This is a genomic window from Lentilitoribacter sp. JB5-8 (assembly GCF_055693385.1).
Window position 1 is genome coordinate 1,100,753 of sequence record NZ_CM146332.1, and the last position, 12,668, is coordinate 1,113,420.

A 12,668-nucleotide genomic window follows, 5' to 3' on the forward strand; every position below is an offset into this window, starting at 1 on the left:
CTCAAAATCGTCATAAATATCCACGATACTTATCCTGTTGTGGCTTTAGTGCCGATGACTTCTATCATCTTAACACCAAAACGCGTGTCGTCATTTTCCAAAACTGTTATTTCGCCGCGACCAATCAATTTACCATTGACCATGATCTCGACAGGTTCGCCGATTTTGCGCTGTAGCCCAATCGTTGCGCCTTCGTTTAAATCCATTAATTCAGAAACTTGCATCCGGCTTGTGCCCAAAACAACTTGCACGTCAATTGGGATATCCATGACCAGGTCCGCGCGGGAATTACTGCCAGTTGCCCCGGTTACTGAAGAACCGCTACCGAAGTCACTAACACCAGGGTCTGCGCTTTCCAGGCTTCCACCGCCGAAATCAGAACCTAAATCACCACCTGCGCCAAAGTCGGAACCAAGTGTATCGCCGCCGCCAAAGTCAGAGCCTAAGTCACTACCTAGATCGCCACCTAAATCACTGCCAAAATCGGAACCCATATCTGGTGCTGCATCAAAGTCACCACCGAAATCAGAACCCAGATCTCCGCCTAGATCACCACCTGCGTCTAAATCACCACCGATGTCGCCGCCAAAATCTGAACCAATATCTAGGGCGCCGTCACCCGCTCCTGCGCTTGACAAATCCAAGCCCTCCGCGTCTTGTTGCAACACATCCCGAAGACCGTCGATAGCGCCGTCCAGCTCATCTGGATTATCAGCGTTCGCTTCTGTTTCGTTTTCTGGTGCGTTTTCCGTACTCATACCCAATTTATGTCAGCTGAAGCTTGTCGGGGCCTTTCCAAATGGAAAAATTGACGGGTAATTTTTAAAAAAATAGATCGGATGTGGGCTAGATGCCATCTTTCCAGTCTTCATCGCCGAACGGGCTTTCAACACGAACCATGTATTTATTGCCTGATTTCCCTAGTGCGCAATTATACAATTCACGTCCGTTTGCCTGTAAAACAACGGTCGGTTCACCTTCTTCGCCAAAGCGCAATACATCGCCAACCTGCAATCGGCTTACCTCATCAAGTTTTAATCGCTCTAAACCAATATTGGCCTGCAACATGATGTCAGAGCTATAAACTTGTTTGGATAACTTCTCAGCCCATTCCGTCTTTTTTTCAGCCTTGCGGCGGCGGTTGGTAACTGCGTCAATGTCGGTTTTAATGATTTTGGATTGCGGAACAATCACGGTAGCAGATGTTTCCAATTGTCCAAATTTCAAGTCTAGTGAAAATGAAGCCGCATGATATTCTTTATAAGTTTCTGCTTCCGGATCGGGTAGATTTTGCGTTGGTTTGTCAACGCTCTGCTCCAATATTGGGTTTCGCGTGATTGTCGCTTTTAATGCCTCATTCAGCGTTTCAAAAAACACTGCGGACAAGTCAATCTCGAGCGTTGATAACGAACGCGATACCGCTTCGATATTTTCTGGATCATCGCCACCAAGCATACATTCAACAATTGAGATTATCAGATCATTATTGCAATAAAGTGCAATATCATCTGACCAGGTTTCAATCTTAGCTTCTGTGAAACAAAAATCACCCTCGATAGCTTTCAAAAGCTCAGTGCGCGTGCCTTGTGTGATGTTACCAGCTGTTGCCTCTATAGGTAAGCTATTATTATCTTTAAATAAAACCATAAATACTTGCGCTAAAGACAACGCAATTTGATGGCATTTTTCTTCGATAATCTGTGGGCTACCAAGCTCACCAACCATCAATGACAGCAGCTTGGGATCAAACTGAACTTCATCTATCGCTGCACCATCAGATGCAGCTTCTTCATGTCCTGCATCATCGATTTCAGCATCGGTGGATGCGACATCATCGGCTTTAATTTCTGCTTCAGTTGTTTCGGTATCAGCCATGATCTATCTAAGCGCCACCGCCGCCAGGGTTCATCATCTCTTGCTCGACAGCATCGATAGATGGACGCTCATAAGACGAGATGGTTTTACGACCATGTTCAAGTGCAACTTGTGGCACCGAACCATTCATATATGCAAGCAAAGTCTGTTTAACCACCGTAAAGAGGCGTAGCTGCTTTGTGCGTACAATCTCAACCTGGTGATTAAGTGGTTGCATCACACAATATGATAAGAAAATTCCAAGGAAAGTACCCACAAGCGCAGCCGCGATCAAACCACCTAGAACATCCGGTGGTTCGTTAATCGCGCCCATCGCTTTAATAATACCCAAAACCGCGGCCACAATCCCGATCGCCGGAAAAGCGTCACCCATGGTTACAAGCGAATGGTGAGAATGGAGTTTATCATGAGAAAGCGTGTGGATTTCTTCGTCCATCAAAGCTTCAATCTCGTGCGGTCTGGCATTTCCGATAATGATCAAACGGATGTAGTCGCAGATAAAAGAAGAAAGCTCTTTGTTGGCAAGAACGGTTGGAGCTGCAAGAAAAATCTCTGATTCTTCAGGATTATCAACATGAGCTTCGATCTCGTTACGAGACTTTGTGCGAAGATCACGCATGAGTTGATACAGAAGTCCAAGCGTATCGAGATAATGGCGCTCTTTCGGTACATCATATTTGAAGGCCTCACCAACAACCTTACCGGCATCTTTGATGATTTTTGTAGGATTGGCCATTATGAAGCCACCAATCCCTGCGCCGCCGATGATCACCAGCTCGAACGGTTGGTTAAGCACCCCAAGTTTGCCGCCCATAGCCATATATCCGCCAAGAACACAGCCGATGGTAACAACGAATCCGATAATAATATTCATGCCAAGCTTCCAAGTAAAAATTGCTTATCCATGATTATGTGTGTTTCCTTGCGTGAGGCTTATTCCATCCAATTAATCGCACAGGACAACCAACAGTTTCGCGCAAGACTTTTCACCTAATTTATAACGCAAATGCGAACTGCGATGGCATTTGTTCATTGCCTATGCAGCAGGTGAGAGAAGGGCCCTTATGACAACTTTTTCTGATTATCGATTGATTGCGCGAGACATGCAAAGCTCCCTGCAGCGCGTTGCAGAAGATAATGTGGTGTCCAGAGATACAGATTATTATCTGGAGAATATTAGCAAGGTCAGCACGATTGAAGAATTTCTTCAAGATGATCGCTTGTTCAGCTATGCCATGAGAGCACACGGCCTTGAGGAAATGACTTATGCAAAGGGCCTGATGCGAAAAGTGCTTGAGGGCGGCACCGATGACGAAGAAGCGCTCGCAAACAAATTCACCGATCCAAGATATAAGCAATTTGCAGAAGCATTTGATTTTGCAACCCATGGCGATAATGCAACTGTGTTTACCGCAGCTCAACAGGGAACGGTTGATAAATATCTTCAACAAACTTTGGAAGAAGAAGCTGGTGAAGATAATCAAGGGGTTCGGTTGGCGCTATATTTCGAGCGCAAAATGCCGGAAATCTTGGATGAGCAAACTTCAAACACCGCGATCGCCTTTTCTATTTTGGGTGACAATGCACTAGCAGATGTTGTCCGCACGGCGCTCAGCATTCCAGCTGAAACCGCAACAGCTGACATTGATATTCAAGCTGAAAACATCATTGAAAAACTTGATTTTGATGACCTTCGGGAGCCGGAAGGCATGGAAAAATTTATGGAGCGCTTTACCAATTTATGGGAAGTAGAAAATCCAACGGGCGGAGCAACATCGGCTGCTGATTTTCTATCATCGAGCACCGGCGGCAGCATTTCAGCCGACCTTTTATATTCGCTCAATAATCTCAAGTTAGGCGGCCGCTGATGCAGACAGCTCTTTATGTTTCAATTTCATCGCAGCTTGCACTTGAGCGTCGACTAGACACGATTGCGGGAAACCTTGCGAACTCAAATACGACCGGATTTCGCGCAACGGAAATTAAGTTTAGCGAAGTTTTGGACGGGACAAATCAAGTTAAAACATCCTACGTAAATCAAGGTAATGACTATCTAGCGACCCATAATGGCGAGTTCAAACCAACCGATAACCCATTCGATTTTGCAGTAAAAGGAGATGGTTGGCTAATGGTTGATGGCCCTGCGGGCGAAATGCTAACACGTGATGGTCGCTTTACCATGACCCAGGATGGAGAGTTACAAACCATCAATGGGTTTAAGGTTTTAGATGCAGGCGGCGCACCTATCCAGCTTGATCCAGAAGCGGGTATTCCGGTTGCTGCGCGAGATGGTGCATTGATGCAAGATGGCATCGTTGTCGCAAATATCGGGCTCTATACAGCGGACTTATCCGCAGGTTATCAGCGTGTCAATGAATTAGGTATCATCTCCAGAAATGCACCTGAACCTGTGGTCGATCGCCAGGACATCGGCATCCACCAAGGTTATTTAGAAGATTCAAATGTCAACGCGGTGACTGAAATGAGCCAGCTTATTCAGGTCTCGCGCGCATTTGAAAACATCACTGCATTGGTGCGCGATAGCGATAAAACATATCGTGAAGCAATCCAAACACTTGGCGGCGGTCGATAAGATGATGTCGGTGACAAAACCCAGTTTTAACAATTGAGTATCTTTTATGAATAGCCCGCAAACACTTACCAATATTGAAAATGCTGTCCGTTACTTTAAGGCGCCAGAAAATCTTCTGCGCGTTGGCGGTAAGGTAAAATCAATTTCAGCGGGTGCATATTCAGTTGTTGGGCTCTCACGTCATGTGGGATTGGGCGACTTTGTTGAACTATCGAGACATGGGGAAATGCATCCGGGAGAAGTGGTTCATGTGGGACCTGATGAAATTATCGTCTGTCCGCTACATTCGGAAAACCCAGCTCATATCGGTGATCAGGTTTTCAAACGAGGCAGCTTTAAAATAAGACCCGATGCTTCTTGGTGTGGCCGTACTATTAATGCACTTGCAGAACCCATCGATGGCGGCCCAGCGCTCGCATCAGGCATTAAAGAAATGCCGCTGCAGGCTTCAGCTCCTGCTTCCATGACAAGATCTCGCATTAGCAGCGCTATTCACACAGGCATTCGGGTGGTTGATGTGTTTGCTCCAATTTGCCAAGGCCAGCGCATGGGGATTTTTGCAGGTTCTGGCGTTGGTAAATCTACCATGCTTTCCATGTTTGCAAAAACGGCTGACTTTGATCGTGCTGTCATCGCTCTCGTCGGTGAACGGGGCCGTGAAGTGCGTGAATTTATTGAAGAAACCATGGGCGAGAATATGGCAAAATCAATTGTTGTGGTTGCAACAAGTGATGAAAGCCCAATCCTTCGCAAAATGGCTCCTTTAACGGCAATGGCAATTGCTGAAAGTTTCCGCGATAAAGGTGAAAACGTTCTGTTGATCGTTGATAGTTTAACACGCTATGCGCATGCATTGCGCGAAATTGGTGTGGCGTCTGGTGAACCACCGGTCGCGCGTGGATACCCAGCATCGGTCTTTACCGCAATGCCGCGGCTGTTAGAGCGCGCCGGTCCAGGTGGTGAGGCATCGGGTTCTATTACCGCATTGGTATCAATATTGATTGACGGCGATAATCACAATGATCCAATTGCCGATAATGCGCGTGGAATTTTAGACGGCCATCTGGTGCTGGATAGAGCGCTGGCCGATGAAGGCCGGTATCCACCTGTTGATCCATTAAGTTCGATATCGAGATTGGCAAGAAAAGCCTGGAAAGGCGATGAGGAAATGCTGGTCAACAGGATTAAAGCACTCATTCATAAATATGAAGAAACACGGGATTTAAGGCTTATTGGTGGCTATCGCCCTGGCACTGACGCCGATTTGGATATGGCCGTCACACAAGTTCCCGTTATATATGAAAATTTGCGCCAAACACCGTCCGACCCACCAAGCAGTGACTCTTTTGGTGAGTTAGCGGAAGCGATGAAGGCTGCAGCCATGGCAAATATGCCAGATAATCAGGCCAGGAGACCAGGTTAATGTCAGAGTTTTATGATGACTTCGAAGATGAGATGGATGAAGTCGTTCAAGAGGCGCTAGAAAACGAAAAAGTCGTTAAAAAAGTTAAACGAGAACGGATCAATTTTGACTTTCTATTTGCCGTAGTGGGCGTTTGCCTTGCAGGTTCTGCGGCCTTTCTTCCATGGTATGTATTCCTGCACCAGGAAGATTTCAGCGTAAAGAGAATGGCATATACCAAGGATCGCGAATTGCCGGACTGGGAAGGGAGAACAATTGTTAATGTGTCTCCATCTGCCATTCCAAAACGAGATCCTGACGCATTAGATGAAGATTTGTTGCCCGATGACATTACGACCGCATCTATTCCGGAAGATGGCGGTGCCGGAGGAGACGGTTCGCAAGCGTTTCCCGGGCAGCCAAGATTTAAGCTATTACATGTAGCAAATGAGCGCGCGCTCATTGAAGATGCATCTGGTATGTACATGGTCAAAGTCGGTTCTGTTTTACCAGATAACAGCACGCTAGCGGCACTGGAAGAACGCGGCAACGGCTGGGCTTTGGTGACATCAAATGGCGATGTTGTCGAAAACTAAACACGAAGTTTGCGTGGGTTAAACGCATCAAGTTGACCAAATCGGTAAGTCCCACGCAAGATTATTACCATATCCTTAACGGGAAGATAAATGGGATAATCTGATGCAACCAATCCAATTATTTAAACTCGCATCTCAGCAGGCAGAATGGCTGACAGTTCGCCACACTGTTGTGGCTGGTAATATTGCGAATGTGAATACGCCTGGATATGCGGCCAAAGATGTTGAGCCCTTTAAAGCAGTGATGGAAGCAACCGGAACCAAAATGGCGGCAACCCATAGCCGACATTTCTCCGACGCAAAACTGAGTGCTTCAATTCGAAGTAATGAAATTAATGGGATCGCTGTTCATCCGTCTGGCAATACAGTCAATTTGGCCAATGAGGTTTCAAAAGGCAGTGGCATCAAACGCGAATATGAAATCAATACGAGCATCGTCAAGACTGTTAATCGCATGATTATGGCAACGGTTAGGAAATAAGTATGGATCCTTTAAGCTTATCATCCAAAATTGCAGCAAGTGGTTTGCACGCTCAGGAAACCCGGTTGCGAATAGTCTCTGAAAACCTAGCTAATGCACAATCCACAGGCGATGTACCAGGTGCTGATCCCTACCGCAGGAAAACAGTTTCCTTTGCGTCTTATCTTGATAATGCAACGGGCGCTTCGCGTGTAAAAGTTCAGCGTTTGGGAGTTGATAACTCAGATTTTACAGTGAACTTTGACCCAAGCCACCCGGCAGCAAATGAAAAAGGCATGGTAAAAATGCCAAACGTCAATCCGTTGATTGAGCTTGCAGATATGCGCGAAACCAACCGCTCATATGAAGCAAATTTACAGACGATCAAACAAACGCGAGAGCTTGTTTCCCTCACACTTGGACTTTTGAGGAACACTTAAGATGGATATTATTTCTCAAACACTTTCAGCCATTAATACATCTCCCAACGCGACAGCGCAGACCGAATTAGCAAGCTTGAGCACTGCATCAGCCGCGGCAGGGTTTCGTCCAGTTGAAGATGTGCAGGGCCCTGGCTTTGGCGAAGTTTTATCAGGCATGGCAAGTGGCGTTGTGGGCCGGCTTAATCAGGCTGAATACGTTTCAATGAAAGCCGTTCAAGGTGAAGCAAATACGCGAGAAGTGGTTGATGCTCTCATGACCGCAGAGCAGTCATTAAACACAGCAATCGCGATCCGCGATAAAATTGTAACTGCATATCTCGAAGTTTCGAGAATGCAAATTTAGGAGTAATGTTATGAAGGCTTTGTCAATTGCCGCAACAGGTATGAATGCGCAACAAACAAATTTAGAAGTGATCGCAAATAACATTGCTAACATCAATACAACGGGTTTTAAGCGTTCCCGAGCTGAATTTTCTGATCTTTTATATCAGGTAGAACGCAGCCAAGGTGTTCCAAATAGTGCAAACCAAGCGATTGTTCCAGAAGGCGCGCATATTGGTTTGGGTGTCCAAACATCAGCTGTTCGAAACCTGCACATCCAAGGTAGCCTGGCTCAAACATCAAACAAACTTGATTTAGCTCTGATTGGCCGTGGGTGGTTCCAGATTGAAACCCCGCAAGGCGAAACGCTTTATTCTCGTGCTGGTACGTTCAACACAAATGCCGACGGCCTAATGGTCAACATTGATGGTTATGAACTTGAAGGCGGCATTACGTTCCCGGACAATACATCTGAAGTTATCATTTCGCGATCAGGTCAAGTCTTCGCTCGTATCGGAACAGATGTGGAATTAACTGAAGTTGGTCAGATCACGTTGGCGAACTTTATCAATGAAGCCGGACTAGAACCTTTAGGTGATAATCTATTTCGTGAAACAGAAGCATCTGGTGGGCCATCTTTAGGAACACCTGATGATGCGGGTTTTGCGCATATCCAGCAAGGTTATCTTGAAGCCTCAAACGTGGATCCGATCAAAGAGATCACAGATATGATTTCTGCCCAACGCGCATATGAAATGAATTCAAAAGTAATCAAAGCAGCCGATGAAATGGCGAGCACTGTGACACAATCACTGAGGTAGTGAGGCCATAGGAGGCAAACATGAAGTTTGACTTGAATAAATTTTTTAGTGCGATTGCACTGCTGGTATTTGGTTTTGCGATAATCTTAATCTCTAACCTTTCAGCTCACGCGCAGCCTACCGCTGTTGTGCCACATCAGATTATATATCCCGGCCAAAAAATCACCTTCGACATGATTAAGGAAGTTGATGTTGTAAACCCAAATCTCAGACCAGGTTATGCCAAGGTGCTTGAGCAAGTTGAGGGGTTTGTAACGAAGAAAACTCTTCTTCCTGGTCGCACAATACCTGTAAGTGCGCTTCGTGAAGCATATGTCGTAGAACGTGGAAAAAATATTTCCATGATTTTCTCGAATAACTCTATGGTAATCACCGCACAAGGTGTCGCGCTTCAAAATGGTGGCCTGGGTGAACTTATCAAAGCACGTAATCTAGATTCTGGCGTCATCATTTCAGGTACAGTGATGCAGGATGGAACCTTGCGGGTAATTACACAATGAAACGTTTAATTCAGCTCGTTCTGTCACTCCTAGTTTTAATAAGTATATCTTTTCCGGCGCTCGCTAACGGCCCAACAGCACGTTTAAAAGACATAGCCTCGCTTCAATCCGGACGAGATAATCAGCTGATTGGATACGGGCTAGTCGTTGGTTTGCAGGGGACAGGCGACAGTCTTCGAAATTCTCCTTATACGGAAGCATCACTAAGAGCGATGCTACAAAATTTGGGCATTGCAACAGAAGGTGGTCGCACCAGATCTCAGAACATCGCGGCCGTGTTGGTCACAGCCACCTTGCCACCGTTTGCGACAATGGGATCCCGAATTGATACAACAGTCTCTTCATTGGGCGACGCAAGCTCCTTGCGCGGTGGCACACTTGTGATGACATCTCTGGCAGGTGCCGATGGCGAAATTTACGCAGTTGCGCAAGGCTCAGTTGTTGTCTCTGGTTTCAACGCTGAAGGCGATGCCGCAACCTTGCAAACAGGCATCACAACATCGGGTCGTTTACCCGGCGGTGCGATCATAGAACGCGAAATCCCAGCCAAATTTAAATCTACAAACGGTTTGGTGTTCCAGCTTCGAAATCCTGATTTTACCACTGCAGTTGGTGTCGCTGACACAATCAATGAATATGCTTTAACCAGATTTGGACAAGCAATTGCAACAGCGCGAGACTCAGGTGCGATTGATGTTCTTAAGCCTGCCAATACTGACTTGGCGCGGCTCATGGCAGAGCTCGAAAGCCTAGCTGTCCAAACAGACATGCCAGCACGTGTTGTTATCAATGAAAAGACCGGAACAATTGTAATTGGTCACCACGTGAAGATTGCAAAAGTTGCGGTTAGCCACGGTGCGCTCACGGTGCAAGTTACAGAAACGCCAACGGTTATCCAGCCGCTTCCGTTTTCTAAAGGTGTGACAGAGTTTGAACCGCTAACCGACATAACAGCAGGTGTAGAAGAGGGGCAAGTTGCTATTCTAGCAGGTCCTGATCTGCGCACTTTGGTTGCTGGACTAAATACAATTGGTGTCAAGCCAGATGGCGTGATCGCTATCTTACAAGGAATGAAATCAGCCGGAGCGCTGCAAGCGGAGCTTATACTACAATGAAAATCTTGTCTTTCGTAACCCGCAACAACTTTACTGCATTTGTGAAAATTTCGGCATTGGCAGTTATTGTTTCAAGCTCCCATCCTATTATCGGTTCATACGCGCAAACGGCAAAAACAATGTCGACCGATGGTACATCAAGCATTGATGTCAATGAAGACATCCGAAAGTTCTGTGGCAATATCGCCGATGCAGCACGCGATAAACGTTACCTTTTGCAACGCGAGGAGCTGTTTAAGCTTCAGGCCCAGGTTGATGAGCGGATTGAGCAGTTAAAAATGCACCGCGATGATTATAAAAACTGGCTGGATAAGCGGAATGATTTTCTTGCAACAGCTGAAGCTGGATTGGTTGAGATCTTCAAAAAGATGAAACCAGATGCAGCTGCAAGTCAGCTCGAGATCATTGAAAAAAATATTGCTGCTGCAATTATTATGAAGTTAAGTCCGCGCCTTTCCAGTCAAATTTTCAATGAAATGGATGCGAAAGTTGCCGCAAAGCTTGCAACGATTATTGCCAGCACAACAGATCGCGAATTGGAAGAGACACAATCATGAAGCTAAGTTTAAGTATGATTGGTGTTGCTCTTTTGCTCAGCGCCTGCGGTGGACAAAAACTCCGCGAATTGGGTAGGGAGCCAGAAATGTCTCCAGTCGGCACAGGTATGAAATATTCAAATGCCTCGCAAGTTATGGCTTATCCGACGCAACCGAAAAAACGCGTCAGCCAATTCTCGCTATGGAGTGATCACAAAAGTGCACTGTTTCAAGATACGCGCGCCATGTCTGTCGGTGATATCTTAACGGTGAACATTTCCATTAATGATAAAGCATCCTTTGAAAATGAATCTGAGCGTTCGCGCAAAAATTCAAGCGGATTTAATGCAGGTGGCGGTGTTAGCACACTCTTGGGACGCATTTCCGCAGGGACTTCAGACCTCACTTATGACTCAAATGCTTCGAGCACGGGTGACGGTTCAACAAAACGCGCTGAACAGCTAAATATTCGTGTTGCTGCAATTGTCACAGGCATTATGGATAACGGAAATCTGATTATCAGCGGCTCGCAAGAGGTTCGTGTAAACTTTGAACTTCGTATCTTAAATGTGGCCGGTATTGTAAGACCCAAAGATATCGATCCTGATAACATGATCGCTTACGAGAAAATTGCTGAAGCCCGCATTTCTTATGGCGGACGTGGACGCTTAACCGAAGTTCAACAACCACCTATCGGCCAACAAGTTGTCGATGTCGTAACACCGTTTTAAAGGATCCTGACGATGGAAGAGCTCATGGATGCCGACGAAGGTGGTGAAGGTGAAGAGGGTAAGAAAAAATCCAGCTTAGTTGTAACCATTGCAGGCGTCGCGATTGCGTCAGTTATTGCAGCTGGTGGCGGCTGGGTGATTGGCGGCATGTTGGCACCCGCGGCGATTGATTTACAGGCAAAAGCTGAGGAAGAGGAAGCCAAGGCTCAACCCAAATCAGATGAAGAGGAAGAGGTGCCCGTTGCCGGCGAAGAAAGTCCAAACCTCATCAGATTACAGCCAATTACCACAAATTTGTCGTTTCCAGCTGAAAGTTGGGTGCGATTAGAGGTATCTCTTGTGGTTAAAGGTGAACCAAACATCGAAATGGTCGAACTTGTCCACCAAGATATGGTAGGGTATCTGCGAACACTCTCATTGCAACAAGTGCAAGGTGCTCGAGGATTTAGATATGTACGCGATGATTTAAAAGAACGTGCAATTCTCAGATCAAAAGGAAATGTTGAAAATATTTTGATAAGGACTTTTGTAATCGAATGATTCGATTTCTACTCGTTATCCTAGCCATGATGGCTTTGGTAACTTCAGCGAGTGCCCAAGCGGTAGATCCGGGTATTTTCCAAACACCTTTGGAAGGCTCTGTTGCGAGCTGGATTGTTCGAACATTTGGACTTTTAACAGTTCTATCTCTGGCCCCTGGCATTTTGATTATGATTACGAGTTTCCCTCGTTTCATCATTGCCTTTTCAATATTAAGAACTGGCCTTGGCCTGCCATCCGCACCGGCAAATATGATATTAATATCATTGGCTATGTTCATGACGTTTTATGTTATGGCCCCAACTTTCGATCGTGCCTGGGATGAGGGGATCAACCCATTAATTGAAAATCAGATCAATGAAGAGCAAGCTATTGAATTGATATCCGAGCCGTTTCGCGATTTTATGCTCGCCAATACGAGACCAAAAGATATTGATCTGTTTATTGATTTAGCTCGCGAACAAGGGCAGAGCTTTCAAACGGATGATAAGATTGATATGCGGGTGCTGGTGCCAGCATTTATGATTTCAGAAATACGGCGCGGTTTTGAGATTGGTTTTCTCGTCGTATTGCCATTTTTGGTCATTGATCTGGTGGTTGCGACCATCACAATGGCAATGGGTATGATGATGCTGCCCCCAACCGCTATTTCACTTCCATTTAAGATTTTATTCTTTGTGTTAATCGATGGCTGGAACCTACTTGTAGGCAGTTTAGTGCGATCTTTCGTCTAAT

17 protein-coding genes are annotated in these 12,668 nt (G+C 45.9%); 14 read left to right on the forward strand and 3 right to left on the reverse strand.

All coding sequences use genetic code 11. From position 1 onward, the window contains the following. Positions 1-29: 29 nt before the first annotated feature. The 3 genes from fliN to motA all read right to left on the reverse strand — a co-directional run bounded on the left by fliN (position 30) and on the right by motA (position 2,749). The gene (gene fliN, locus ACZ1GZ_RS05260) at positions 30-758 is read right to left on the reverse strand and encodes a flagellar motor switch protein FliN (protein ID WP_472667425.1); all 729 of its coding nucleotides are present in this window, start codon (positions 756-758) and stop codon (positions 30-32) included. 88 nt (positions 759-846) lie between these two features. Beyond that, complete coding sequence (locus ACZ1GZ_RS05265; RefSeq protein WP_472667426.1) at positions 847-1,875, reverse strand: FliM/FliN family flagellar motor switch protein; 1,029 nt, start codon at positions 1,873-1,875, stop codon at positions 847-849. A gap of 7 nt (positions 1,876-1,882) precedes the next feature. Then, entirely contained in the window at positions 1,883-2,749 is an 867-nt protein-coding gene (motA, locus tag ACZ1GZ_RS05270) for a flagellar motor stator protein MotA (protein ID WP_472667427.1), read from the reverse strand. A 190-nt stretch (positions 2,750-2,939) separates the two neighbouring features. On the opposite strand from motA, the gene ACZ1GZ_RS05275 reads away from it, so the two are divergent. The 14 genes from ACZ1GZ_RS05275 to fliP all read left to right on the forward strand — a co-directional run bounded on the left by ACZ1GZ_RS05275 (position 2,940) and on the right by fliP (position 12,667). Then, a complete protein-coding gene (locus ACZ1GZ_RS05275; protein WP_472667428.1) occupies positions 2,940-3,743 on the forward strand; it encodes a DUF1217 domain-containing protein in 804 nt (267 codons plus the stop codon). Then, positions 3,743-4,468: a flagellar basal-body rod protein FlgF gene (gene flgF / locus ACZ1GZ_RS05280; RefSeq protein WP_472667429.1), complete on the forward strand. Its 726-nt coding sequence runs from the start codon at positions 3,743-3,745 to the stop codon at positions 4,466-4,468. Before ACZ1GZ_RS05275 ends, flgF begins: the two co-directional genes overlap by 1 nt. A gap of 46 nt (positions 4,469-4,514) precedes the next feature. After that, positions 4,515-5,891, forward strand: coding sequence for a flagellar protein export ATPase FliI (gene fliI / locus ACZ1GZ_RS05285; RefSeq protein WP_472667430.1), 1,377 nt, complete (start codon positions 4,515-4,517; stop codon positions 5,889-5,891). Continuing rightward, positions 5,891-6,466, forward strand: coding sequence for a flagellar protein (locus ACZ1GZ_RS05290; protein ID WP_472667431.1), 576 nt, complete (start codon positions 5,891-5,893; stop codon positions 6,464-6,466). Before fliI ends, ACZ1GZ_RS05290 begins: the two co-directional genes overlap by 1 nt. A gap of 103 nt (positions 6,467-6,569) precedes the next feature. Beyond that, positions 6,570-6,947, forward strand: coding sequence for a flagellar basal body rod protein FlgB (flgB, locus tag ACZ1GZ_RS05295; RefSeq protein ID WP_472667432.1), 378 nt, complete (start codon positions 6,570-6,572; stop codon positions 6,945-6,947). Positions 6,948-6,949: 2 nt separating this feature from the next. Further along, on the forward strand, positions 6,950-7,366 hold the full coding sequence (gene flgC / locus ACZ1GZ_RS05300) for a flagellar basal body rod protein FlgC (protein ID WP_472667433.1): 417 nt from the start codon (positions 6,950-6,952) through the stop codon (positions 7,364-7,366). 1 nt (position 7,367) lies between these two features. Next, complete coding sequence (gene fliE / locus ACZ1GZ_RS05305) at positions 7,368-7,712, forward strand: flagellar hook-basal body complex protein FliE (protein ID WP_472667434.1); 345 nt, start codon at positions 7,368-7,370, stop codon at positions 7,710-7,712. 10 nt (positions 7,713-7,722) lie between these two features. Beyond that, complete coding sequence (gene flgG / locus ACZ1GZ_RS05310; protein ID WP_472667435.1) at positions 7,723-8,511, forward strand: flagellar basal-body rod protein FlgG; 789 nt, start codon at positions 7,723-7,725, stop codon at positions 8,509-8,511. 20 nt (positions 8,512-8,531) lie between these two features. After that, positions 8,532-9,011, forward strand: coding sequence for a flagellar basal body P-ring formation chaperone FlgA (gene flgA, locus ACZ1GZ_RS05315; protein WP_472667436.1), 480 nt, complete (start codon positions 8,532-8,534; stop codon positions 9,009-9,011). Further along, on the forward strand, positions 9,008-10,126 hold the full coding sequence (locus tag ACZ1GZ_RS05320; protein ID WP_472667437.1) for a flagellar basal body P-ring protein FlgI: 1,119 nt from the start codon (positions 9,008-9,010) through the stop codon (positions 10,124-10,126). Before flgA ends, ACZ1GZ_RS05320 begins: the two co-directional genes overlap by 4 nt. Next, entirely contained in the window at positions 10,123-10,683 is a 561-nt protein-coding gene (locus ACZ1GZ_RS05325) for a MotE family protein (RefSeq protein ID WP_472667438.1), read from the forward strand. The genes ACZ1GZ_RS05320 and ACZ1GZ_RS05325 overlap by 4 nt, the downstream gene beginning before the upstream one ends. After that, positions 10,680-11,393 (forward strand): flagellar basal body L-ring protein FlgH, encoded by a 714-nt coding sequence (gene flgH / locus ACZ1GZ_RS05330; RefSeq protein ID WP_472667439.1) that lies wholly within the window; start codon positions 10,680-10,682, stop codon positions 11,391-11,393. The genes ACZ1GZ_RS05325 and flgH overlap by 4 nt, the downstream gene beginning before the upstream one ends. 12 nt (positions 11,394-11,405) lie before the next feature. Further along, positions 11,406-11,933: a flagellar basal body-associated FliL family protein gene (locus ACZ1GZ_RS05335; protein ID WP_472667440.1), complete on the forward strand. Its 528-nt coding sequence runs from the start codon at positions 11,406-11,408 to the stop codon at positions 11,931-11,933. After that, the gene (gene fliP / locus ACZ1GZ_RS05340) at positions 11,930-12,667 is read left to right on the forward strand and encodes a flagellar type III secretion system pore protein FliP (protein WP_472667441.1); all 738 of its coding nucleotides are present in this window, start codon (positions 11,930-11,932) and stop codon (positions 12,665-12,667) included. Before ACZ1GZ_RS05335 ends, fliP begins: the two co-directional genes overlap by 4 nt. Position 12,668: the final 1 nt, after the last annotated feature.